General features: G+C 66.5%; 14 protein-coding genes and 1 tRNA gene. 10 read left to right on the top strand and 5 right to left on the bottom strand.

The features are described 5' to 3' along the window. Positions 1 to 29: 29 nt before the first annotated feature. Positions 30 to 1,034, bottom strand: a complete 1,005-nt coding sequence (locus KF791_15540) for a hypothetical protein (GenBank protein MBX3733987.1) — start codon at positions 1,032 to 1,034, stop codon at positions 30 to 32. A gap of 181 nt (positions 1,035 to 1,215) precedes the next feature. On the opposite strand from KF791_15540, the gene KF791_15535 reads away from it, so the two are divergent. The 5 genes from KF791_15535 to KF791_15515 all read left to right on the top strand — a co-directional run bounded on the left by KF791_15535 (position 1,216) and on the right by KF791_15515 (position 7,193). After that, complete coding sequence (locus tag KF791_15535) at positions 1,216 to 2,628, top strand: Gfo/Idh/MocA family oxidoreductase (GenBank protein ID MBX3733986.1); 1,413 nt, start codon at positions 1,216 to 1,218, stop codon at positions 2,626 to 2,628. 193 nt (positions 2,629 to 2,821) lie between these two features. Then, the gene (locus KF791_15530) at positions 2,822 to 3,382 is read left to right on the top strand and encodes a hypothetical protein (GenBank protein ID MBX3733985.1); all 561 of its coding nucleotides are present in this window, start codon (positions 2,822 to 2,824) and stop codon (positions 3,380 to 3,382) included. A gap of 162 nt (positions 3,383 to 3,544) precedes the next feature. Beyond that, the gene (locus KF791_15525) at positions 3,545 to 4,714 is read left to right on the top strand and encodes a Gfo/Idh/MocA family oxidoreductase (GenBank protein MBX3733984.1); all 1,170 of its coding nucleotides are present in this window, start codon (positions 3,545 to 3,547) and stop codon (positions 4,712 to 4,714) included. A gap of 284 nt (positions 4,715 to 4,998) precedes the next feature. Beyond that, positions 4,999 to 5,787, top strand: a complete 789-nt coding sequence (locus tag KF791_15520; protein ID MBX3733983.1) for a type II secretion system protein — start codon at positions 4,999 to 5,001, stop codon at positions 5,785 to 5,787. A gap of 149 nt (positions 5,788 to 5,936) precedes the next feature. Then, positions 5,937 to 7,193 (top strand): cytochrome P450, encoded by a 1,257-nt coding sequence (locus KF791_15515; GenBank protein MBX3733982.1) that lies wholly within the window; start codon positions 5,937 to 5,939, stop codon positions 7,191 to 7,193. On the opposite strand, the gene KF791_15510 is transcribed toward KF791_15515, so the two are convergent. Next, positions 7,183 to 10,716 carry a HEAT repeat domain-containing protein gene (locus KF791_15510; GenBank protein ID MBX3733981.1) on the bottom strand — a complete coding sequence of 1,178 codons (3,534 nt, stop codon included), beginning with the start codon at positions 10,714 to 10,716 and terminating at the stop codon, positions 7,183 to 7,185. The genes KF791_15515 and KF791_15510 overlap by 11 nt on opposite strands. Positions 10,717 to 11,310: 594 nt before the next feature. Here KF791_15510 and KF791_15505 point away from each other — a divergent pair. The 5 genes from KF791_15505 (at position 11,311) to KF791_15485 (ending at position 21,461) form a co-directional block, all read left to right on the top strand. Further along, positions 11,311 to 12,978, top strand: coding sequence for a c-type cytochrome (locus KF791_15505; protein ID MBX3733980.1), 1,668 nt, complete (start codon positions 11,311 to 11,313; stop codon positions 12,976 to 12,978). 108 nt (positions 12,979 to 13,086) lie between these two features. Continuing rightward, positions 13,087 to 13,163, top strand: a tRNA-Arg gene (locus KF791_15500). Between the two features lie 820 nt (positions 13,164 to 13,983). Beyond that, complete coding sequence (locus KF791_15495; protein ID MBX3733979.1) at positions 13,984 to 15,870, top strand: hypothetical protein; 1,887 nt, start codon at positions 13,984 to 13,986, stop codon at positions 15,868 to 15,870. 196 nt (positions 15,871 to 16,066) lie between these two features. Further along, positions 16,067 to 20,596 carry a lamin tail domain-containing protein gene (locus tag KF791_15490; protein ID MBX3733978.1) on the top strand — a complete coding sequence of 1,510 codons (4,530 nt, stop codon included), beginning with the start codon at positions 16,067 to 16,069 and terminating at the stop codon, positions 20,594 to 20,596. Positions 20,597 to 20,756: 160 nt separating this feature from the next. Next, complete coding sequence (locus KF791_15485; GenBank protein MBX3733977.1) at positions 20,757 to 21,461, top strand: FKBP-type peptidyl-prolyl cis-trans isomerase; 705 nt, start codon at positions 20,757 to 20,759, stop codon at positions 21,459 to 21,461. 72 nt (positions 21,462 to 21,533) lie between these two features. Here the strand turns inward: KF791_15485 and KF791_15480 are convergent, their stop codons facing one another. From KF791_15480 to KF791_15470, 3 genes are all read right to left on the bottom strand, one after another. After that, the gene (locus tag KF791_15480) at positions 21,534 to 21,824 is read right to left on the bottom strand and encodes a hypothetical protein (protein MBX3733976.1); all 291 of its coding nucleotides are present in this window, start codon (positions 21,822 to 21,824) and stop codon (positions 21,534 to 21,536) included. 74 nt (positions 21,825 to 21,898) lie between these two features. After that, a complete protein-coding gene (locus KF791_15475; protein ID MBX3733975.1) occupies positions 21,899 to 22,570 on the bottom strand; it encodes an HAD-IA family hydrolase in 672 nt (223 codons plus the stop codon). After that, positions 22,567 to 24,552: a hypothetical protein gene (locus KF791_15470; protein MBX3733974.1), complete on the bottom strand. Its 1,986-nt coding sequence runs from the start codon at positions 24,550 to 24,552 to the stop codon at positions 22,567 to 22,569. Before KF791_15470 ends, KF791_15475 begins: the two co-directional genes overlap by 4 nt. Positions 24,553 to 24,648: the final 96 nt, after the last annotated feature.

Raw genomic sequence — 24,648 nt, 5'->3', positions numbered from 1 at the left:
GGCCGATCACCGCCCCGGACCGGAGGCCCTCAAAAGTCGGCGACCCGCTCGCGGGTGGTCGTGTCCCACAGGCGCAACTTCCGGTCCCAACCGGCGGTCGCGAATTGCCGGCCATCCGGCGAGAAGGCCAGTCCAAAGCAGCGGTCGGGGTGCGCGTCCACCACCGCCTCCTGGCGCCCGGCGGACAGGTTCCAGAGCACCACATCACCAAACGCATCGGCAACGGCCAGCGTGGACCCGTCCGGCGACATCGCGAGATTCTGGATGGAATCCTTGCGCTTCAGAAGTTCCACCGGGTTCCGGAGCCCGCCGGCCCCGAAATCCCATTGCTTCACCGAGCCGTCCCAATTGCCGGTGAATGCCACGAGGCCGTCGGGACGAAATACGAGGACCTCGGCAATCCCCTTCCCGGTGACCACCGCGTCGCCCACGGGCTTCAGGGCCGGCAGGTCCAGGGCAACGGCGGTGCCCGGCCACGTACAGGCCACGAGGTGCCGGCCATCGGGAGCGATCGCGACGGCCGTGACGCCAACGTCGGGCATCGAATATTCGGCCATGCGGCTGCCGGTGGAGGCGTCGTGAAGGCGAACGCTCCCGTCGAATCCCCCGGTCACCAGGGAGGCGCCATCGGGAGTGAATGAGACCGAATTCACCAACTTGACCTGCTTTGGCAGGGTCAGGGTGATCCTGCCGGACGCAAGATCCATCACCCGGACCCCTCCATCGAAATCCCCAAACGCGAGACGGTCGCCCGACGCAGAAAAGGCGGCGCAACGCACCGTTGAATCCTGCTGCCAGACCCACTGGCGCTTCCGGGTGGCAACCTCCCACACCGTCAATTCCCCCGGTTCCTTGGGGCTGTCCCACCCGGCCGTGGTGGCCAGCCGTCCGCCGTCCGGGGAGAAGACCACCGTCCATAGCCGGGACGGAATGTTCCGAAGCGTGTCAGCGGCTTGATGGAGGACGACGCCGTCACCGGCCGCCTGCAGTGCCGGTGCCAGAAGAATTTGCAGGAGGATTGATTTGCGAAGCATGGGTCCTGATGTGGGTTGGGGTTCAAGTGCCCGGGTTTACGTCGCCCGTCGTATGGCCGGTGTTTCAGCCTGTTCAGGAGCCTCTAAACCGTCAAGTGAACGGACGGAGAAGGTCGCGAAATACCTGTCTGCATTTTCGTTCATTTTCGCCCGGACCTCCGGCAACCTCCCCGGCACTCCTATGAAGACCTCCGGTGATTCCGATTCATTCCCGCGCCATCCGAACCGCCGCCAGTTCCTGCGTCGCGGCGCTGTCGCCACGGGGGCGGCGCTGGCCTTTCCGTACGTGGGCCGGGTGCTCGGAGCCAACGACCGCATCCAGGTGGCCTGCATCGGCGTCGGTGGCAAGGGCTCCAGCGACACGGACGACGCCGCACGCTGCGGCGGAACCATCGTTGGCCTTTGCGATGTGGATTCCGAGTCGCTGGCGAAAAAGGCCCAGAAATTTCCCGAGGCCCGGCGGTACGCGGACTTTCGCAGGATGCTGGAGGAACTCGGCTCCTCGGTGGACGCCGTCACCATTTCCACACCCGATCACGTTCACGGGGTTGCCGCCGCCATGGCCATGAAGATGGGCAAACACATCTACTGCCAGAAACCGCTCACCCAGACCGTCTTCGAGGCTCGGGAACTGCGCCAACTGGCCCGCGACAAAAAGTTGGCGACCCAGATGGGCAACCAGGGCAGCGCGGGCTCCGGACTCCGCCGCGCCGTCGAGGTGATCCAGTCGGGCGTGATCGGCCCGGTGCGTGAACTCCACGTCTGGTCCAACCGCCCGGTCTGGCCCCAGGGTCTCGCACGGCCGGGAGGGTCCGATCCGGTGCCCGCAGCTCTCGACTGGGACCTCTGGCTCGGACCGGCGCCGTTCCGTCCGTACAAGAGCGGCGTGTACCACGCCTTCGCCTGGCGCGGCTGGAACGATTTCGGCACTGGAGCCCTGGGCGACATGGCCTGCCACACGGTCAACATGCCCTTCCGTGCCCTGAAGCTCGGATACCCCACCCGCGTGGTCGCCGAAATCACGTCCGAAATGTTTCCCGAGACCTTTCCCAAAACCTCGCGACTCCGCTTCGAATTTCCCGAGCGGGATGGACTCCCCCCGCTCAAGTTCTGGTGGTACGACGGCAATCCGGGGGATCAGGATCTGGGTCCGCTGCGCCCGTCCGCCGACCTCACCCGCGAAATCGTGGCCCTCCAGGGGACGCTCCCGGCCAGCGGATGCCTCCTCGTCGGAGAGCGCGGCAAGCTGTTCTCACCCGATGACTACGGTTCCAGGTTTTTCCTCATGGCGGACGCCGAGAACGCCTACACCCCCGGGGACCAGCACGAGGCGGCGCGGGCCGTGGCGGAGTCCATTCCGCGCTCTCCGGGACACAGCGAGGAATGGTTCCGGATGATGCGGGACGGCACCCCGGCCTACTCCAATTTCGACATCGCGGCCTATCTCACCGAGATCATCCTGCTCGGCTGCGTCGCAGTTCGCGTGGGCGAAGGGCGTGTGATGGAGTGGGACGGCCCCAACATGCGCTCGCCCAATATTCCCGAGGCCGCCCGCTTCGTGAAGCGGGAGAACCGGGCCGGCTGGACCGTTTGAATCGGGCGGGCCGCACGAGCCCGGGTCCGGTGCTTCGCCTGGAGAGCAGTTCACGCTGTCACTCCAGCATGCCTCGAAGCAGGCTCGAAGGAACCGCGTGACGCGTCGAGAACAGGCGTCCCGGCAGCGGGAGCGCTGCGGCACCGGCCGGTTTCGCCGGCGACCCTCGGTGCCAGGTCGAACGTCTCAAGGCATGAATGCCCGGTTGCAAATCCGACTCAAGGCCATGGTCGCCGTGTCCGCTGTCTCGCTGTTGATGTCGTGCGCCAGTGACCCGAGACCCACGCGAGAGCAGGTATCCAATGCACGATTCGGGCCCGCCCCCAGCGCCGAGGAGGTGGATGCCGCCGTGCGGCAGTTTGCGAGGGTGGTTGACCCTGCCTTCCACGAGGAAGCTTCAGACTTCCTGATGTTGCCGTTCCGGAGCTACGAGCCGTTCAAGGGATCTCTCTATGCTCGGGATCGGGCCGGAGGCGGACGACACGAATTCGGATGGCTGGTCAACGTGTACTTTGGGGGGCGATCGCTCCATCATGTCCTGCTTCTCCTCCGGGATGGGCGCGTTGAGTACTACAAACTTCCCATGGAGGGCAAAATCCGCCCCATGGAGCGACCGGCCGGTCGTTCGCATCCGCAACGGCAACCGCCGCAGTCCCTTGCGCCACAGGTCGCCTTCGGGGTTCCGTGCCCACACGGGGTGGGCCGCGGACGGGCGGAACGCGGCCGTGGAACGGTTCCAGGCCGAAACACTTGAAGTCACTCCAGTCACGCGTTTCCAGAATGGAGTTCATGGCCGTGACTGCGGAACCAGGCATCGTGTCGGGCGCGTTGACGCCCACGAAGGCAAGGAGATAGGGTCGCCCCGTTCCTTGGATCGCTGGCTTGCCAGCCTTTCCCGGACTCACTCCCTAACTTCATGAGCAGAAAAATTCGCTACGGCATGGTTGGCGGCGGACGCGGGGCGTTCATCGGCGCGGTGCATCGCATCGCGGCGAACATGGATGGCCAGATCGAGCTCGTCTGCGGCGCCTTTTCCTCGGATCCCGAAAAGTCCCGCGCCAGCGGCGCCGATCTCTACCTGCCTCCCTCCCGTTGCTACGGAAGCTATGCAGAGATGATCGAGGCAGAGCGGGCCCTGCCCGAGGGGGAGCGGATGGATTTCGTCGCGATCGTCACCCCCAATCACATGCATTTCCCGCCGGCAAAAATGGCGCTGGAAAATGGATTCCACGTGCTGAGCGACAAGCCCGCCACGTTCGATCTGGCCGAGGCCCGAACCCTGCAGGTGCTCGTCCGGAAGTCCGGGCTGCTCTACGGTCTGACCCACAATTACACCGGCTACCCGCTGGTGAAGGAGGCGCGCGAACTCGTCCGCTCCGGCCGGCTCGGGAAAATCCGCAAAGTGGTGGTCGAATACCCCCAGGGCTGGCTGGCGACCCGCATCGAGGCGTCCGGACAAAAGCAGGCCTCCTGGCGCACCGACCCCAAGCGGAGCGGCGCCGCGGGCTGCATCGGCGACATCGGCACCCATGCGGAAAACCTCGCCGAGTACGTGACCGGACTGCAGATCTCGGAACTGGCCGCCGACATCACGGCGTTCGTCAAGGGGCGCAAGCTGGATGACGACGGCAACGTGCTGCTCCGGTTCAAGGGGGGTGCCAAGGGGGTGTTGCACAGCTCCCAGATCAGCGTCGGCGAGGAAAACAACCTCAACCTGCGGGTGTATGGCGAACTGGGCGGGCTCGAATGGCACCAGCGCGAACCCAACACGCTCCTGCTGAAGTGGCCCGATCAGCCCATGCAGGTGTACCGCACGGCCAACGGCTACCTCGGAACCGCCGCCAAGGCCGCGGGTCGCACGCCGCCGGCGCATCCGGAGGGTTATCTGGAGGCCTTCGCCAACCTGTACCGCAGCTTTGCCGCCGCAATCCGGGCGCGGCTGGAAAAACGCAAGCTGGCGAAGGAGGACCCGGCACTCGATTTCCCGACGATCGAGGATGGCGTCCGCGGCATGGCATTCATTGAAGCCGTCGTCGCATCATCGAAGGCCAACGCCGCCTGGACGCGCCTCGACGTCCGCGGCTGAAGGTCAGGGTCAGGGTCCGGAGCTGCAGGTGGCCAGGCATCGCCCGGCACCCGGACAAAAAAAAGGGCGGCCCACATGGAGGTCTGCTGCGCGGGCCGCCCCACACCGGAGCGGACGGATCCGCCACAATGCTCAGGAACCCTCGCACGCGGGATGACACCCGCGCAACCTGGAGTTGTTCACCGCGTCAAATCTTCACCCCCGGGCAGGCGGCTGGGGATGGTCGCAGTCGCCGTCGGCAATTCCGGTTTGCATCAAACCCCCTGTGCATTGCATAAAACGGCATGAACTCCGGCAACCGGCTGGGAGCCTGCGGGGTGACTGCCGGGAGGCCGGCCTCGCCGGAGCCGCGCGCCATCCGTCGGCGGCCGGGAGTCCACGGGTTTACCCTGATCGAGTTGCTGGTGGTGATCGCCATCATCGCCATCCTGGCGAGTCTGCTGCTGCCCGGCCTCGCCAGGGCCAAGGAACAGGCCAAGAAGACCCGGTGCTTCAACAACAACCGCCAGTTGATGCTGGCCTGCATGTTGTACGTGGGCGACCAGCGCGGATACCTGCCTTGCGGATCCATGAACACCCCGGGCCGCAACGCCAAGGGATACCTCACTTGGGACGAATCCGTGGTCCCCTATGGCGGCATCACCAACCTGCTCGTCTGCGCCAGTCACAAGTTCGGACGCCGCCACTACTGGGCGAACGCCAACGTGGACAACGCGCAGCAACGCGAGGGCAACCCACGCCAGACCGGGGTCATGGCCCTCGGATTTTCCGTGCGTCCCGAGGACCTGGCGGCGCCGTCCGACACCGTCGCACTCACGGAGATCCGGAATCAGAATGCTTCCTATGCCTTTGGCGGCGTTTCCAATCCGGGCGAAGGCTGGGGCTCAATGCTTTTTGCACGCGAGGACCTGTTCATCCTCCAGTTCCGCCATCTGCGCCGGGAGACGGTGTCCTTTGCCGACGGCCATGTGGAGAGCCTGCAGTCGAATGTTCTGATGGCCCCGAAGCTTTCCTCCGGTGCCTGGAGCTTCGCCAAATTCTACCGGGACCCCGCACGTGTGCCGGGCCGATGATCGGCGCAGTACATGCGCCCTCCCCGAGAATCCCGAATTAGGTCGTGCAAGAGCTCCTGAAGGAGGATTGGTAGGTCCTGACCTGTTGACCTTCGTGCCACCCGACAACGGAGGGTGGTCCCACCGATCCGGAACCTGAATGCTGCACCATGGACGCCACCATTCATCCCCTGCTTTACGATCTCCACGATCCCGGCGTGATCGCCGACCCGTATCCGGTCTATGCCCGGATGCGACGCGACGCGCCGGTCTGGCATAATCCCGCCTCCGGGAGTTGGGCGGTCACCCGGTATGCCGATGTCCGGCACGTCCTGGACGCCCCCGAATTCTCCAATGCCAGGACCGCCGAGCTCTTCGCCCGCCTGCCGGCGGCGGACCGTTCCCTGGCAGAGCCGTTGCGTCCCCTCCTCGAACCCCGGCTGCTCTTCACCGAGGAGGAGCGCCATCGCCGGCTGCGCGCGCTCCTGATGCAGGGGTTCACACCGGCCCATCTCCAGAACTACTCCGGTTTGATCACCGATCGGCTGAATGCGCTCCTCCGTGACCTGCCCCGGGATGAACCCGTAGACCTGCTGCAGCGGGTGTGCGGTCTCCTTCCCGGGATGGTGATCCTTTCCTTGCTGGGCATCCCCCTCCGGGAACAGGACGACATGCGCACGTGGACCGACGCCATCTATGCATGGATGGGTCACTTTCCCGGCTCCATCGTGGAACGTACCCATCGGGCTCTGGAGGCAGTGGACGGCCTGCGTGGGCGGTTGCGGGGGCACATGGAAGCGGTCCGGATTACCCCGCGGCCCGATTTGCTGTCGGCCCTGGTGCATGCCCGTGAGGAGGGCGAATTTCTCGACGAGAACGAGTTGATCGCCAACGTGATCGGCCTGGTGAATGCCGGCCAGGAAACGACCGGCTGCCTCCTGGCCAACGGCCTGCTGCGTTTGCTCCAGTTTCCCGAGCAGATGGAACGTCTGCGGCAGGCCCCGGAGGCGATGGCGACGGCCGTGGAGGAGATGCTGCGGTACGATGCACCGGCGCAGTTCGTCGCCCGACGCGTCAACGTCCCGGTGGACCTTGGGGGCGTGCGGCTCGAACCCGGGACGCTGGTCGCGGTCGGCCTGGGCTCGGCCAACCGCGACGAGTCGGTGTTCCGGGATCCCGACCGGTTTGACATTTCCCGTCACCCCAACCCGCACCTGTCCTTCGGACACGGACGCCACTTCTGCCTGGGCAACGCCCTGGCTCGACTGGAGGCCACGACGTTCTTCACCGCGCTCCTGCAACGGTTCCCACGCATCGAGCCAGCATGGGAGGGAGCATCACCCGCCTGGCGCCCCACCCTCAGCTTTCGTTGCCCGAACTCCCTGCCGGTCGTGCTCCGGTCCCGGACCGGTGCGGTCACTTCGTGATGGGCTGTGACTGGCGGAGATACGCAAAAAAATCCCGCAATTGATCCGGAGTCCAGCCCTCCAGCAGTCCTTCAGGCATGAGACTCCGCCCGGCGGGGTCCACCGCTTCGACCTCGTCGCGCCGCAATACGTGGTCGGCACCGTCGAGCCCCCGGAGCAGCACCACGTTGGCATCCTGATCGGTCAGAAATCCGCTCAGGATTCGCCCGTCGCGCAGGGTGACCAGTACGTTCTCATAGCCTTCGCGGATGTCGGCGCCCGGAGTGAGAATCGCCGGAAGCAGGGTGCCAAGGTCGTCGCGCTGGTAGGCGGTGAGATCCGGCCCGATCCGGCCGCCCTTGAAGAACAGCGTGTGACATGTGCCGCACCGCTCGGCGAATAATGGCTCGCCCCGGTAGGGATCGCCGGAAGCCTCCGCCAGCACGGCGCGCAACCGCGCGGATTCGCTGCCGCCGTCCGCAGCGCCGGGCTCCGAGCCCATCGCGAACACTGTGGTCTGTAGCTGAAGATCCAGCTCCCGCGAAAGTTCCGGATCGGGGAACCTGCGGATCCGGTCCTGAAGGTCGGGGGTGAGGACTCCCGGTCGGACGCGTCCGGCGCCGATTGCGGACAGCAAGTGGCGGCTCCACGAGGCGCGGCTCGCCAGCAGGTTCAACACCGCCAACTGGACGGCTGGCGGCTGCGCATCCCATTGCGCGACCAGCATGCCGGCAACCCCGGGATCGTCGAACGATTGCAGCGCTGCCAGGGCCGCGATACGGACATCCGGATCCCCGTGACGGGTGCCCAGACGGCCGAGCGCAGGCACCGCCGGGGAGTGGCGGATCTCACCCAGGCACCGGATGGCCTCGAACAGGCGCCCCCGGTCCGCATCGTTACGTTCCAGATCGCCCATGGCTTCAGCGATCGCCGCCGCGTCACCACGCCGGATGCGCAGGGTCCGGCTCTGCTGCCCGGACGTGGCAAGGGCGTGCGTCAACTCGTCGGGTAACGTCGGCAGAACGCGGCCCCGGAAGGCCTCCTCAAATCCCCGCAGCAATACACGACGATCCTCCGCATCCGGCGCAAGCCGCAGGAGCGCTGCGCACGCGGCCAGCTCCTGCCGGGTCCCCGAGTCCGCCCATCGCCGCATCAGTTTTCCGGCAAGATGCTGGCGCACGAGCGGTGCGGACCAGAACGCGGGATCTTCGAACAACGAAAGCACCCGCTCGCGCTGCGCATCACAATGCGCCTCAAGGGCGAACCACGCCTGCAATGGAATGAAGGGGTCCGCCACGTCCTCACCACGGCGCGCCACCGCCGCCACCAGCGGCAGGGCCTGCTCCGCCGGCAGCCGCCGGGCCGTGGACAACACCTGACTGCGCACCTCCGCGTCGGGCTCGGTCGCGGCGAGGGTCACCAAAGCCTCCATGAGTTCTCCCGGCCACAGGCGCTCGTCACCGACCAGGCGCACGGTCCAGGCACGGACCATCGCAGCCGGGTGGTCCAGTCCGCGCCGCACCGCGGCGGGATCCATCCGGCCCAGCTGGTGCAAGGCCCACAAGGCCTCCAGCGCGGGGTGCGCCGCGGCACCGTCCAGGGCGGCGCGGAGCCACGGGAAGCATGCCGGATCGCGTCGTTCCGCCAGCAGACGGACCGCGGTCTGCCGCTGCCAGGACTGCGGATGTTCCAGCAATCGGACCAGCCCGGCACTCGTCAATGCCGACAGATCGGTGATCCGCTCGCCAGCCAGGGCGCGTCCGCGGAGCCGGTAGATGCGTCCGGTCGAGGGATCAATCTGGCTCTGATAGTTCTGCCCGTGGGCGATGTATTCCTCGCGGAAATCCGCAATCAGCAGGCTGCCATCGGGGGCATTGGCCAGATAGACCGGCCGGAAGGTCAGATCAGAGGTCTGCAGGACCACGCCGGCGTCGGTGGTCTCAAATGTGGCCCCTGCCGCCATCCGGTCGGCAACAATGATCTGGTGGTGCAGCGGATCCGCCGCAAAGAAACGTCCGCGCCAGCGTTCCGGGATCGCGATGCCATCCACCCACAGCGTTACATGGGTGAACCTCGGCACCGGATGCGTGCTGCGCATCATCGGCATCTCGCCGTAGGCAAAGGGGTTCGGCGCCGGGCCGAACTTGGCGGGATCCTTGCCCTGCTTGAGGTACTGACCTTCCTGCACATGATGCCACCCGCGGGTGTCCCCCCCGTTGTGACCGGTGAAGAGGCGTCCCTCGCCATCAAACGTCACCCCAAACGTATTCCCGCTGCCGTCGGCAAAAATCTCATACAGCCGGCGCTGCGGATGATACCGCCAGACCATGCAACCCTCGACATACACGCCCGGGGCGGACGCCGGATCCCGATCGGGCCGCGTCACGCGGCTGGTGGTCGTGCTTCCCTGGGCGCCGTACAACCAGCCGTCGGGTCCCCAGGCCAGCCCGTTGGCCACACTGTGGGTGTCCTCCAGACCAAACCCCTGCAGCCGCACCTCCGGCGGGCCGTCGGGAACGTCATCGCCATCCGCATCGGGATAAAACAGAAGGTAGGGCGGGTTCATCACCCAGATCCCGCCGTGACCGTGGAGCGCCGCGTTGGCCAGATTCAACCCGGTCAGCACGTCCCGGTGGTTCTCATACAAGCCGTCCCCATCCCGATCCTCGTGCACGCTGATGCGATCGGCCCCGGGCACAAAATCGGGGGAAGACGGCGGCGCGGGCGTCCGGTCATACCGGGACCGGTAGTACTTGTCGCGGCTCAGCATTCGCACCCCGGCTGGAAACGGATATTGCCGATACTGCGCCACCCAGAGGCGTCCGCGGGCATCGAAGCTCATGTGGGTTGGCTGCGCGATGAGCGGCTCATGGAGCAGGTCGGCGACTTCGAGATCCGCTGCCGGCTCCAGCGCAACGAGGGCTTCCGCGGGAGACACCTGACGGCCGCGCTCGGGCTCCGGGCTTGCGGACATCACCGTGGTCGCCGGCCGGAAGTCCGTCTCGCTGTAGGCGGCCACCGGCGGCGCAACCGTCAACGCGCGGAACGCAGCGGCTTCGGGTTCGATCTGCGCGATCTGCCACGGACGCTCCAGGCGAACCTCGTCGAAGTATCCAGCAAACACCGGGGGCACGACGAGCCCCCCGGGGGCCTCACCGCCGTCGAGCCGGATGATCCACGCATTGTAGGCGCCCGGTTCAAGGATGCCTTTGGGCACCTTGAAACGTCGCAACGTGTCCGGGGGCAGGTCGCGCGTGACGACGATCCGCCGGCCATTGAGGAACACCTCCACCGGTCCCGGCAACGCGCCCAAGGTCAACGTCATCGAATCACGCCAAAGGTCCGGACCGGAATCTCCGGCCATCGAGTCGGGAACGCGCAACCAGGCCCGGAGCCACACCGGACCTCCGGGAAGGGCTGGAGCGCCCGGCCCCACGACCTGCTCACGCCAGGGGGCCGACCCGGACTCCGCCGCCCACACCCAAGGCGCCACCACCACGGCGAGCATCCCGACCAGCGCCATCCTGCGAATGATCCACGACACACCCCGGGTCTAGCGCAAAGAGACCCGATCGAAAAACAGAAAGCCCGGCCCCGCCGGGAACGGCCGCCACAACAACGACAACGCGACGACAACGGCCGACAAAAAAACCCCACCCTGGCCGTTGGAGACAGGTCCATTCTACCTGAAGGACCAAGTGGGAGCAGCGGGCAGCCGTCGCCTTCCTGTAAAACAAGGCCTGGCGTTGGCCTGCTTGGTTTCCGCTTTGAAGCCCCCGATGTGGATACAAGGTCGAAGGACGTTGTCTCGATACACGCACCGGGCAGGGAAAATTTTTGAAAAGAGCCGGCGCTTGGAAGCGCCGGGGAACAAGTGGCGGCAAATCCAAGCCGGCTCAAGGCGTAAAGTCGGAAATCGTGCCGCGGTGCCGCTGGCGGGACCGCCATCACCATGGTCCTGTACCTTTGCACTCCGTACGCGGATCGGGGGAAGTCATGGATTTACGGGGCTCGGCACCCCGGGAGCCACAAAGGACCTGTCCCTCTGTCCTTTCGTCCTGGCCCAGCAGACCTGTCCCCCTGGCAAAAGGCCTGTCGGCGCTTGGCGGGGCGGGACCGCCTCCATAGGTTCGGCCGCATGCACTGGATCTTCGGCCTGCTTGCCGCAGGCATCGCCGCGATCTCCGGCACCGCGGCGGAAGCACCTGAGGATGCCACCCCGTCGCCACAGCGCGGACGCATCCTCTACCTCGCCCATTGTTCCATGTGTCATCAGGTCACCGGTGCAGGCGTCCCGGGCAGCTATCCGCCGCTCGCCGGCGCCGACTATCTGCAGGACCACCGACGCGAGGCCATCCTCGCGTTGCTCGAGGGACTCGACCGTCCCCTCACGGTCAACGGACGCTCCTACCACGGACGCATGCCACCCGCCGTCCTGAACGACCTCCAGGTCGCCGACGTGATGACATTCGTCCTGAATTCCTGGGGAAATCCCGGCGGAACGGTGTCCCCGGCCGAGGTCGCCACGCTCCGTGCCGGGTCACGCTTCCCGACCTTCGAGGCGCTCACGGCTGCCAACGCCTATCCGCCATTGCCCCGGCCGCCCGCGGGCTTCGATCTGCGGGAGGTGGTGCGACTCCCCGAGTTTGCCACGCGCCTGGCTCCCTCCGGACGGGGCGGACCTGTGTACGTGCTCGGACAAGAGGGGGCGGTCTGGCGCGTGGATGCCGCCGCTCAAAAGCTCGTCCCCGTGATGGCCCCGGCAGATTACCCCGGGACCGCACCAGGCGGATTCAATACGCTGGGCATCACCCTCGATGCGACCCGCCGGCTCTGGATCACCATGAACCAGCGCGTCGAGGGCGGTCCGCTCGTGAGCAATGTGGTATCCATCTATCGCACGGATCCCGTCACGGCCCGGACACTCATCGCCAAACCCCAACTCTGGTTCCGAACCGCCTACCCCTACGGCATCGGCCCCTACAACCACGGGATCTCTGACATCCGGTTCGGCCCCGAAGGCCTGCTGTACGTCAGCAGCGGATCGCGCACCGACGGGGGCGAACCGGGAAGCGATTCCAATTTGGGAACCATGGGTGAGACCGATCTGACCGCGGCGATCTGGCGTCTCGACCCGACGTCGGAACAGCCCTCTGTGGAGATCGTGGCGCGCGGCATCCGCAATGCCTACAGCCTCGGATGGGACGCATCAGGCCGCCTCTTCACGGTGAGCAACGGACCGGACGCACATGCCGGCGAAGAAATGGACCTCGTCATCCCCCCCGCGCCGGGCCAACCGTCCCGGCATCACGGGTTCCCGTTTCAGCTCGGTCATGCTCCGGCCGGCACGGCGTGGTATCCACATACACCTGCCGCTCCCGAAGGCCTGACCTTCGTCATGCCCGTGGCCAACCTGGGTCCGGCTGGATGGCGCGGTCCCCTTCCCGGCTCCACGTTCGATCCGCACAGCTCCCCCGCGGGCCTCGCGTGGCTTGACGAGACCTTCCCAATGCCCTTCCGGAACGCCTTTGCAGTCGGCCGGTTCGGCAATCTGCTTCCCACGAATTCTGACGACGATTGCGGTTTCGATGTCCTGACGGTGCGTCCCCGGGAGGCTGTGGACGGTGCCTGGGTTGCCGAAGTGGAAACCCTGCTGGCCCCGTTGGGTCGCCCTCTGGATGTTGCCGTCGTTGCTCCAGGAACCCTCTACATTCTGGAATACACCCGTCCGACCAACTTCAAGGAGCAGGTCGGCTGGCTGCCTGGACGAATTCTCGAGCTCTCGGCCACACCCGCCTCGAAGTGAACCCGGGTCAACGGATTCGGGCCTGACCAGTGGCCCGATGGCCCAACGGCCGGGAGTCAACTGCCGGGTTGCCCAAACCGGCCCGGGTGAGGACAGTCCGGTCGGTGGGCGCCCGTAGCTCAGCTGGATAGAGCATCCGCCTTCTAAGCGGACGGTCGCGCGTTCGACTCGCGCCGGGCGCACCAGCCAAAAGGCCGAGAAACCCAAGTGTTCGCCACTTTTGCAATTCTTGAGACGTCGCAGCGCTTCGTTGCAAGTGCGTTCAATGAGGGTGGCCTTTGCACACCCAGACCACGACCAAGGGTCCCGTCTGGAGTAAACTGCAGAACCTCTACGGTCGCGGCCTCCCGGATCAGGCGGACCGCCATCTCGGACGGGGCGTGCATGCCCGGACGGTGTCGACGGGAAATTAACTTCGGTATCCCCCGAGTCCGGATTCCGACAAAGCGCCGCGGACTTCGAGCGGAAGGGGGGCACCAGCGAGTTTTCAGCGGGGACGGGGAGACCGCCCGCCACCCCGCGGATGGTTGCTGTTAAGGATTGACGAGAAAGCGCCTCGGCTCGAAGTCCTTCCCCTATGAGCGCGACAGCGCCAAAGGTTCACGCCCGTCGCTTGACCGCACCCGTAGCAGGATGTTCTAGCCGAATTCACTGGGATGCTCTTGGTCGCCGTGGATTTGATTCCCTGATCAGTGACTTCGAGCAATGGCGGAGTGACGTTGCCCCAATGGAGGCCTCCGTTCCCTGCGTTCCGTCGAGCTGGCCTCTCTCGGCGAAGCGTCAACGCCCCACTTCCATTTTTCGGTCAGGTTCACGGAGAACCGGGATGCGCCGATATTCCATGACGCCGACCTCGACAAGCCGTTCAACGAATAGCCCGGTGCACGCCACTCGTGCTTGACACGGCTTCAGCGCGCACGGAGCGTCATGTAAGTCCAGCGAATGTTAACGAGCAGCGTTCCGCCTGGCATGGACCATCCGTGCCGTTCCCCGGCAGCCCGCCCGATGAAGTACTCAATTCTGAATGCTCCCAGGTCGCTCCCGGCCGCGCGGATCGCAACCGTTCTGGTCGCGGTCACCCTGGCGAGGGCGGAATCGCTGACCATCGGCCCGGGGGAAACCCGTCATTTGGGGGATCCGGAGCGCCCGGTCTCATTGCGTTACGAGTCCCTGGCGATCCTCGACGGCGGCGTCCTGGTGCTGGACGGACCGTTGACGCTCAATGTCGCCGGGGACGCCCAGATTTCCGGTCAAATTCTCTCCAAACCCACGGGCAAGCAGGCGGCTGGAGGCCCCGGACGGAGCGGGGATCCCGGGTTGGACCAGGGTTCCCTGGCGCAACGGGCCGGTGGCGGAGGAATTCTCGCAGAGCGGGGGGCAGATTGGACGACGCCGGGAGCCCGATTGGACCTCCGTTCCCAGGGGACGGTGATCATTTCCGGCACGCTGGATTTGAGACCGGAGCGGGAGGGCGGTGACGGCGGCCGGGGCGGTGATGGCGGACGTGGTGGGCATGGTCCGGCGGATGGTTCCGGCGGGTTCGGCGGCCAGGCCGGTTTTGGCAATGGCGGCGGCCGCGGCTCCGTGGGTGCCAGTGTGTGGATCATCGGCCGGCGGGTGGAATTGCTCTCCAGCGGACGCATCCTTCTGGACAATCTCGGACGGGGCGGCCGCGGGGGCGAGGGTGGGAATGGCGGGAACGGCGGGAACGCCGGAAATGCAACCCAGGGTGCGGGCAGTCCTGGCGGCGGCGGCGGGCCCGCTGGTGGTGGTGGCGAGGGGGGGCAGGGTGGCCCCGGCGGGTTGTTGACCATTGGCGCCGACTCCGCGCGGATCGAGGGCGAGATATCCCTCAATGGCGCCGACGGCGGTGACGGCGGCGCGGCGGGCACGCCGGGATTGGGAGGGGATGGCGGTGCCGGCGTCTTGGATCCCCCGTCGCGTGGCGGTCGCGGTGGCGATGCCGGCAATGTCAACGGCAGCGGTCCGCGGGGCGGGCGAGGGGGAGCCGGAGGCTCCGGAGGTTCCTTGGTGTTCGATGTCCACGGCGACCTGGTCATCACCAGCCGCCCGCAGGTGCGTGGCGGCCGGGGTGGCGCCGGCGGTCCGGGACGCCCCGGTGCCGTTGCCCGGGGTGGACGCGGGGGGAGCGGCAGTCCCCCGGGCGAACCGGGATTGCCCAGTGGCGTCCTGTTGCAGGGGCTCGCGGGTGCGGAGGGACGTGACGGGCTGATCAGCCGGTGGACCGGGTTCGTTCCCGGTCCCATCTGGCAGGGGCCGCCGATTGAGGATTGCGGGGGGACGTTCGCCGAGACGGATGCCGGGGGCGTGACGCGCCGCGGGTTGGAACTCTGCGAGGGGCAGTGCACGTCCACCCTGTTTTCAACCCGTGAGGCCACACCGATCGAGGTGCAGTTTGACCTCCGGTGGATGAGCGCCGGCGGCGCCCTGGTGGTGCGGTTGGGGGGACGTGAGCTCCTTCGCGTGCGGGCGGATGGCGGGACTGGTCCGGGATATCGCCTCGTGCGGAGATTCCTTTCGGATCCGGCACTTCACAGCCCGTCGGCCCAGTCTCTGGAACTCTGTGGCGAGGGTCCCGGCACGCGGGTTCGCATCGCCAATTTGGTGGTCCGCAATGCGCCAGAACTGCACGTCCCGGTCCTGACGATCGCCCAACCCGAGCCCTTCTCCGCCGACCTCCGACTCGCTTGGGAAACGCTGGCGGGACACTTCTACCAACTGGAGTCGAGCCCCTCGGTCGGGGCTGAAGCCTGGTCAGCGATTGCCGGGTCACGCCCGGGCACTGGCGAAACCTTGACCATGGACGTCCCGCAGGCTGCCGGTTCCCCGGGGGCATGGTTCCGCGTGATTTCCCAACCTTCACCGCCGTAGACGCCGGCCCTTTCAGGCGTGCCCGCGGGTACGCCGCCTCCGGGAACCCACGAGGGGCCGGGCAATTGGCGACCGCTCCTGCAAATCTGGCGCGCACCGGGCGCACCCCACATCCCGGCGACGGTGCATCATCGGTGATCCGAAGGGAGTTCCCCTTTTGCTCCCGCGCCGGACCCAGTCATGGTTCGGCCATTCGATGGCCGTCGCGTGTTCCCTGCTCCGCCGATTCCAATTCGCGCTGCTGCTCCTGATGCTGGCCCATCGGCCGCAGGCCGGTGACGCCACCGTGGTGTTCAATGAACTCCAGTATCAGCCACGCAGCGGCGGCGACTCTGTGGAGTGGGTGGAACTTCACAACCTCATGGCCGTTGACATGGACCTATCTGGATGGGGCCTGACCAGCGGCATCCGGTACACCTTCCCGTCGGGCACCATCCTTCCGGGCGGAGGATACCTGGTTGTGGCCGGCGACCCGGCCGCCCTGCCGGCCGCCGCCGGAGCAACCCATGTTCTGGGCCCGTTCGAAGGGCGCCTGGCCAACGAGGGTGAACGCCTGGAATTGCGCAACCAGAACGGCCGGCTCATGGACGAAGTCCGCTACGGCATCGAAGGCCGGTGGCCCGTGGCGCCGACCGGTTCCGGTGTCACCCTCGCCAAGCGAGTGCCGGGCCTGGGCAGCCCCGAGCCGGAGAGCTGGTCGCACAGCCGGCAGATCGGAGGAACGCCTGGTGCCGCCAATTTCCCGTCCGTCGTTCCCGCACTTCCGGGCATCCGCTTCAACGAGCTCGGCAGCCCACGGGCGCGCCCGTTCTGGATCGAGCTGGCCAATGACTCCGACCAGACGGCCACCCTGGCGGGACTGATTGTCCGCCATTCCCGACCGCCCACGTTGGACCGGGTGCTGCCGGCAGGAGAGGGGGTCCATCCGGGCGGGTTCCGGGTTCTTGACCAGGAGATCCTGGGGACAGTACCCGAGGCGGGCGACCGTCTGTTCCTGTTTGCCGCAGATGGAACCAACCTCCTGGACGCCGTGCGTGTGGGTCCCGGCCCGTGGGCGCGGGAGGTGATGGAGGATCGCTGGCAGATCCCCACGCAATCCACTCCCGGTGCGACCAATACGTTCCACTTCCACCGCGATGTGGTGATCAACGAAATCCAGTACCATCCCCGGCCGATTCCGGGGCGGCCGGCCGTGGTCGAGGAACGTCTCCTCCTGGAAGTGGACGCCTCCTGGCGCTTCGATCAATCGGGCGCAGACCTCGGAACCGCATGGCGGCGTCCGGATTATCCGGATGACGACTGGGCTTCAGGACGCGGCGTCCTGTACGCGGAGGCTGCCGAGCTTCCGGCACCGAAGAACACACCGCTGACGCTGGGTCGAATCACGTACTATTTTCGGACGGCCTTCACGTTCGACCGGAACACCAACGGGTGCCAGCTGGCGCTGCGATTGCTGGTGGATGATGGCGCCGTCATCCACCTGAACGGGACCGAAATCCTGCGTCTGAACATGCCGGATGGGCCCATTGCCTTCGACACACTGGCGAACGTCGGGGTCGGGGATGCGGCGTTCAGTGGCTGGACTCCGGTGGACCTTTCCGCCCTGCGCACGGGAACGAATGTCCTGGCGGTCGAGGTGCATCAGAACAGCGCGGGCAGCTCGGACATTGTCTTCGGACTCGAAGCCCGCCTGACGGAGCAGATCCACCCCGCAATCCCGGCGGGGGAGTCTCCCGAGGCGTGGGTGGAGCTGTTCAACCAGGGTTCGACAGCGGTCCAACTGGGCGGATGGCAGCTCACGGATGGCATCCGGTTCGCCTTTCCGGAAGGGACTTCCATCGCGGCCGGCGAATACCTCGTGGTTGCAGCGGATGCGGCCGAACTGCGCAACCGGTATCCCAACCTCCGGATCCTCGGCAATTTCTCCGGGCGCCTCTCTCGAAGCAGCGACCGGCTGACCCTGCTGGACGCGGTGGGAAATGTGGCCGGCGAGGTGCGCTATTTTGATCGCCGGCCGTGGCCGGCGGCGGCGGATGGCGGCGGATCCACACTGGAGTTGCGCGACCCGCGCTCCGATCCCCGGCGGGCGGAATCCTGGGCGGCCAGTGACGAGTCCGCACGCACGACCTGGGTGGATTACGCCTACAGCGGTGTGGCCCGGGCAGACCGCGGTCCAACGCGCTGGAACGAGTTCATCGTCGGACTCCTCGATACGGGGGAGGTCTGGTTGGATGACCTGCGGGTGACCGAATCTCCGGACACCGCGGGAGCGCACGAATTGCTTCAGAATGGGGACTTTGAGAACGGGTCTGCGGCGTGGCGCTTCCTGGGCAATCATCGCCGCTCGGAGGTGATTCCGGATCCCGACCGGCCCGGCAACCACATCCTTCGACTGGTGGCGAGCGGTCCGACCGAGCACATGCACAACCATCTCGAGACCACACTGGTCAACAACACGCCCATTGTGAACGGGCGCACCTACCGGATTTCCTTTCGCGCCCGTTCCATCTCCGGAAGTCCACGGCTGAACTCGCGCCTCTATTTCAACCGCCTCGCGCGAACCACCCTGCTTGAAACACCCGCCCGGAGCGGTACACCCGGAGCGCGCAACTCACGATGGACCCCCAATGCCGGGCCGGCCTTTGATCAATTCCAGCATCAACCGGCGGTCCCTGCCCCGTCCGAATCCACGACCGTGTCCGCCAGGGTCTCCGATCCGGATGGGGTGACGGAATGCACGTTGTGGTGGAACCCGGCTGGTCAAGGTTGGCGCAGCAGCGGGATGAGCCGCACCACGGGGGACCGCTTTGAAGGGACCATCCCGCCGCAGGCCACCGCCACCGTGGTCCAGTTCTACATCGAAGCCACGGACCGCCAGGGCGCCCGAAGCCACCACCCCGCGGCAGGCCCGGATTCCAGAGCGCTGTATCAGGTCCGCGACGGCCAGGGCGCCAACACCCGACTCCATCAACTGCGGATCATCATGACGGCGGCCGATTCCGCATTCCAGTTTGCCCGCACCAACCTGATGAGCAACGAGGCACTGGGCGGCACAGTGGTCGTGGATGAGTCCGAGGTGTTCCACGATGTCGGCGTTCGCCTGCAAGCCAGCCAGCGCGGAAGGCCGGAGGAGAGCCGGGTGGGATTCACCGTCCAATTCGCTGCCGACCGCCTGTTCCGGGGCACCCACAACTCCGTGACCCTGGACCGCAGTGGCGGCTATTCCGGACGCGGCGGCCGCCAGGACGAAATCGTGCTGCACCACATCATCAACCAGGCCGGCGGAATGGCCGAGATGTACAACGACCTCGTTCGCGGGATCTTTCCCCGTCCGCTCGAAGGCCGTCGCAACGGCATCGCGCAGCTCGCGACGTCAAAATACGGAGGCACCTTCCTGGAAGACTCGGTTCCCAGGGGTGGTGATGGCGGGCTGTTCAAGATCGAGCTGATCTATTTTCCGACCACCACCGCGGGAAACGATCCGCAACGTCCAAAACTGCCCCAACCCGACGACGTCATCAGCTCGGATATCGAAGATCGCGGCGACGATCCCGAAGCCTACCGCTGGCATTTTCTGATCGAGAACCGCCGGGACGACGATGACTACGCGCCCGTGGTGCGGCTGGCGAAGGCCATGAGCCTTTCCGGTGCGGCGCTGGACCAGCAGACCCGGCAGTGGATGGATGTTGACCAATGGGCGCGGGTGATGGCGTTGAAGACCCTGAGCGGGGATCTCGACACCTACGGGCTGGGGTATCCCCACAACCAGATGATCTATTTCCGACCCGGGGACGGCCGGGCAATGACCTTCACCTGGGACATGGACTATTGTTGGGCGCGGAACCCGTCGGATCCGCTGCCCGTCGGCGCCAATATCGGCCGGGTGCTTGCCCTCCCCGGCAACCAACGCCGCTTTCTCGGCCACGTGGGGGATCTGCTGGAACGTTCCTTCAACGCCACCTACATGAGCCGCTGGACCGCCCACTACGGCCTGCTCGCCGGACAGAATTACAGCGGTGTCTTGAGCTTTATTCAGCAACGCGCCGCCTCCGCCCGCAACCAACTGCCGCGGCCCGTGCCGCTGTCCATCTCGACCGGAGGGGGCGCGGACCTGCTCGTCAACACTTCGGCCATCACCCTGGCCGGGCGGGCGGGGATAGAATACAAGGAACTGGTCCTGCGGGCCCCGGAGTCCGGCGAGGTCTGGACCTGGACCTCGTTCACGAACTGGCAGGTCCGGGTACCGCTATGGCTGGGGGAGAACCCCCTGGAGGTGCTGGGCTACAACTTTCGCGGAGAACTGGCGGCCTCGAACCGCATCACGGTGACCTCGACCGTTGCCACCGGCGGACGGGATGCAGACCTGGATGGCATGCCCGACGCCTGGGAACGGTCGCGGGGTCTGGATCCCGACGCCGACGATGCCGCGCTGGATCCTGATGGCGATGGCTTCTCCAACCGCGACGAATACCTGGCGGGCACCCATCCGCTCGAAGCGGGAAGTCGTCTGCAGGTCCGGGCAGAGGCCCGTTCTGATTCACGGGTTCTGCGGTTCCGTGCCGAGGCGGGACGAAGCTACACAATTCGCCGACAGGAGCCGTTGGGCAGTCGCGCGTGGGAACCGGTGCACGTGATTCCGGCGGGCACCTTCGCGCGTGAGGTCCAATGGGAGGCGACGGTTCCCGGTGAGGATGCCGGGCGATTCTATCAGGTCGCGACCCCATGACGTGAAGGCGCCACCCGGGCAATCGGCGGAACGATTCAGGGTATCCCGCCAGGGGAGTGCGCTGGACCGGCTCGCAACCGACGACGACGGAAGCTTGACCGGAATCCCCGCATTGGCGGAGGTTGCTTTCCTGTTCAGGAGCCTCCGAGCCCATTTCTTGATGAAATCACTGCCATTTGCGGTGCTTGCCGCCGCCACCGTTGTCGGACTGCCCACACTGATCGCCCAGCCCGCGTCCGATGCTGCGGAATTCCGCGACCGCCTCAGCTATGCCCTCGGGGCCGATATCGGAAACAACCTCAAACGGCAGGAAATTGACGTGGATCCCAAACGGGTGGCCGAAGGGCTGACCGATGCCGTGGCCGGCAAGTCGGCGATGACTCCCGATCAGATCCGCGACATCATGAACGAATTCCGCAGCCAGATGATGGCACGAATGCAGGCGAAGCAGGCGGACGAGGGGAAAAAGAACCGCGCAGACGGCGAGGCGTTCCTCGCCCAGAACCGCAAGAAGGAGGGCGTCAAGGCGACCGCCAGCGGCCTCCAGTATCAGGTGCTCAAGTCTGGCAACGGCAAGACCCCGGCCGCGACGGATGTCGTCAAGGTCCACTACCATGGCACCCTGACCGACGGCACCGTCTTCGACAGCTCCATTGATCGTGGCGAACCCGCAACGTTTCCGGTCAACGGGGTGATCCCGGGCTGGACCGAGGCGCTGCAGCTGATGAAGGTGGGCGACGAGTGGCAGCTCGCGATCCCGTCCGATCTCGCCTACGGCGAACAGGGAGCCGGCGGGGACATCGGGCCCAACTCGGTGCTGCTCTTCAAAGTGCAGCTGCTGGGCATCGAGCCCGGGGATCGCTGATCCGCCGCAAGGTGCCGCGCCTTCACGGCTCCGGGTGCCTTCGCTCCGGGGATCCCGTAATCCCCTAATCCACTACTGCGCGGACTGGATCGCCTGCTGGTCCCCCCACTGGGCCAGCTTTCCGTCACGGAGGAAGACGTAGAAGTCCGAGTCCTTTTTCCGGGTGAACATCAGGACCTCCATCGTCGCCCCACCCGGGTCTTGGCGCGCGCCCGCGACCGTGTAGGAATCTCCGAGCAGCCGGATCACCTCGGCCCGATCCATTCCGAATTGGAGCTTCTTCGCCCGTGAATCGGTCGAGGAACAGGCCGCAAGCACCAGCAACGCCGCGATCGCGAATCCCCGGGTCCAGCCTTGTTTCATCCCGGTCAGCCTATTGGGGCGCCCCTGGAGAAGCAAGCCGCGGCCGGGGCCGCGTCGCGACCGGCCGGCGACCCTCAAAGCCGGGTCTTCAGATCCCCAAGGGTCGAGATCGAGCCCGGCGCCAGGCCACTCCCGGCGACACCCCGGCGCAACCAGCAAACCGCCAGTCCGGCCTCCCGAGCTCCCTGGACATCTTCGCGAAAACTGTCGCCGACGTGCAGCACTTCGCCCGGGTTCAGCCCCAAGCGCTCCACCGCCTCCAGGAACAGGCGCGGCTCGGGCTTCGGACCCGCCCCCTCCACCGAAGGAAGGATGAACTCAAACCAGGGGGCGAGTCCGATTGCATGCATCACCGCGTGGAGGCGCTCGTCCCAATTGGAGACCACGGCCCTGCGAATCCCGCGCCGCCGCAGGAATTCAAGGCACGGATTCACATCGTCGTGAACCCGCCACGCATCCGCTTCCGCAAACCGCAGCCAAACGGCCTCAAAGGCCCGGTCGAAATCGGCGGGATCCACCACGCCATCGAACACACGACGCAGCACACCGGTCCAGGACACTCGGGAGTAATCGAATGCCCCGCGTGCCCGCCAGGCTTCCTGAAAACGGATTTCCAGTGCCGGGGCCTCCAGCAGCGTCCCGACGTCCAGACGCCGCAGCGCGGCGGAGTACACGGCTCCCACCGAGGGGTGGGGTTCGATCAGGGTGCCGGCCACGTCGAACGTCACCGCCCGGATGGGGCTCATGGCAGCACGACGCGCAGGAATCCTTCCAAGGTGTCCGGGACGTGGTGAAATCGGTACCGCCCCGGACCATCGGCCTGCAACGTGGCCGGCACCGGAGCGTACGGCCCGCCGATCGCGAGTCCCCGCTGGAGCACCGGCGTGGACGCCGGCGTCCCGGCGAGATTGAAATCAATACGGATCGCACCGCCAGCCTCCGCGGCTATCCCGGTGATGATGGGTGCCTGGGGCGGGGCCACCACCGGTGTCACTCGAAGGGACGGGCCCCAAGGCCAGGGACCCCGGGTCCGTACCGGACGCACCACCAATTCCACGGGTTCGAGACTCTCCGGTGCAAAGGCAACGGGCGCGCCGGGCTCCAGGGTCCGGGTCGGACCCGACTCCACGGCGTCCGCCCCCGGAAACGAAATATTGTCCAACTGGACGCCGACCTCCGCATTGGGTTGGGGGTAGAGGGTCCCCGGCCCCGAAGCGAAGACGAAGCGCACGCGGAGCACCCGTCCGGCAAAGTCCGCGAGGGAAACCGCGGTCTCCGTGAACTGCGCGTCCCCGGGAGGCCCCATCCCCCGCAGGGACCACAGGGTTTGCCAGGAACCGGTCTCCTCCCGCACCTGCAACTGGGCCACCTGCCCGTCACCCGCGATCCCCATGCGATGCTGGAACCGCACCGCACCCGTTGCCGACGGCTGGACCCACGCATCCACCTCCAGCGATTGATCGTCGGTGGTCCCCGCGTGGGTCAGGTGGTAGACAGTGCCACCATTGGCCGGCACCAGGGGAAAGGGCGTGCCGTCAAGCGCCGTCACCAGTCCCGCCAGCCCGGACTGGGCGTTGAACACGGGAAGTTCCCCGCGGGTCAGGGTCCGCCATTCGTATCCGGTCGCCCCGGGCACCAAGGTGTACTGGTAGGGCTGTGACTGGTTCAACGCCGGATTTCCAGGCCCGCTCAACTGCGGTGAGGGATAGGGCAGGGTGAGGTTCAGCAGCGCATTCTCCCCTCCGGAAACCGTGGCCGAGGCCGTTGCCAGCGGCAGGCCCTCCCAGGTGAAGACCACCTCGTGACTGCCATTCGCCGCCGGCAGTGCGAATCCCCCGGAGGCGGCGGACATCGCCCGGGTGGCGGCGCCCGACAGCGTCACCACCACATCCCCCACCCCTTCGCCGGGATCGTAGAACTGGTTGCCGTTGAAATCGTAGTGGATCACCCCGGTGATCAACGGGACCGGATTCCGGGGCGCGGCAAACTTGATCGTGACGAATCCGGGTCCTGTTTCGTTGGGCCCGTTGCCCTCGACCACGCCGACGCCCACCGCGCGGTACTCGGGCTGGAAATTGCTGATGCGATGGCCCGGCGGTTCCTGCACGCCGCCCGGACCGGGACCCCAGTCCACCACGAAGCCGGCGTGCCCGTTCTCCGCCGACTCGGCGTACGCGAAAATGCTCTCACCGAACCGCTGCCACGGATAGCCCGAGGCATCCATGCGGTCGCGGGTGGTGTTCAGCACCTGCCCCGTCGTCGGGACGAACTGATTGTGCGACTGGATCCCGGCCGTGCGCATCCAGATGGAGTGGCCACGCGCCGCTGCAATCAACCGCGTCTCGAACGCCAGCGGTTGCGACGGCGGGAACCGGGCGAGCTCCTGTTCCATGCGCTCCAGGTCCACGCCGAAGAACGCGTAGGCGCCCTGCGTGGGCGGATCGTTCAGCGCGGCGAGGCGCCGCCCCTCCGCCGCGGGATCGGCCCGCGAACGGTTGATCAGCTCCAGGTAAAGCTGTTCCTCGTCCGTCGGATCCCCGATGTCATGAACTCCAGGCTCCGACGCCTGTCGCACGCCGACCCGAAAATCCACCCCGTCGGGATCGTCAGGGACGGGACGTTCCACCCCCACCACCGGCGGTGGCGCATGATGGACGGCCGGCGGCGCCCCAAGGAGGCTGATGTTCCCGACCATCAAGGCCATCCAGTGAAGGCGCGCAGGGATCATGGGTTGAGCCTAGCGCAGGGGCTGGCGGGAGGCGAGCCGGTAGAAGTCGAGGGCAACCCGCACACTCCACCCAAGGACTTCGGCTGGTCACCCGCT

This window comes from Verrucomicrobiia bacterium (assembly GCA_019634635.1).
Classification (GTDB): Bacteria; Verrucomicrobiota; Verrucomicrobiia; order Limisphaerales; family UBA9464; genus UBA9464.
This window is presented reverse-complemented; position numbering and strand designations above follow the sequence as displayed.

Bases quoted from the DNA above. Each gene is read 5' to 3' on its own strand.
- KF791_15540 (MBX3733987.1), bottom strand. From the start codon at position 1,034: ATGCTTCGCAAATCAATCCTCCTGCAAATTCTTCTGGCACCGGCACTG.
- KF791_15535 (MBX3733986.1), top strand. From the start codon at position 1,216: ATGAAGACCTCCGGTGATTCCGATTCATTCCCGCGCCATCCGAACCGC.
- KF791_15530 (MBX3733985.1), top strand. From the start codon at position 2,822: ATGAATGCCCGGTTGCAAATCCGACTCAAGGCCATGGTCGCCGTGTCC.
- KF791_15525 (MBX3733984.1), top strand. From the start codon at position 3,545: ATGAGCAGAAAAATTCGCTACGGCATGGTTGGCGGCGGACGCGGGGCG.
- KF791_15520 (MBX3733983.1), top strand. From the start codon at position 4,999: ATGAACTCCGGCAACCGGCTGGGAGCCTGCGGGGTGACTGCCGGGAGG.
- KF791_15515 (MBX3733982.1), top strand. From the start codon at position 5,937: ATGGACGCCACCATTCATCCCCTGCTTTACGATCTCCACGATCCCGGC.
- KF791_15505 (MBX3733980.1), top strand. From the start codon at position 11,311: ATGCACTGGATCTTCGGCCTGCTTGCCGCAGGCATCGCCGCGATCTCC.
- KF791_15495 (MBX3733979.1), top strand. From the start codon at position 13,984: ATGAAGTACTCAATTCTGAATGCTCCCAGGTCGCTCCCGGCCGCGCGG.
- KF791_15490 (MBX3733978.1), top strand. From the start codon at position 16,067: ATGGCCGTCGCGTGTTCCCTGCTCCGCCGATTCCAATTCGCGCTGCTG.
- KF791_15485 (MBX3733977.1), top strand. From the start codon at position 20,757: ATGAAATCACTGCCATTTGCGGTGCTTGCCGCCGCCACCGTTGTCGGA.
- KF791_15480 (MBX3733976.1), bottom strand. From the start codon at position 21,824: ATGAAACAAGGCTGGACCCGGGGATTCGCGATCGCGGCGTTGCTGGTG.
- KF791_15475 (MBX3733975.1), bottom strand. From the start codon at position 22,570: ATGAGCCCCATCCGGGCGGTGACGTTCGACGTGGCCGGCACCCTGATC.
- KF791_15470 (MBX3733974.1), bottom strand. From the start codon at position 24,552: ATGATCCCTGCGCGCCTTCACTGGATGGCCTTGATGGTCGGGAACATC.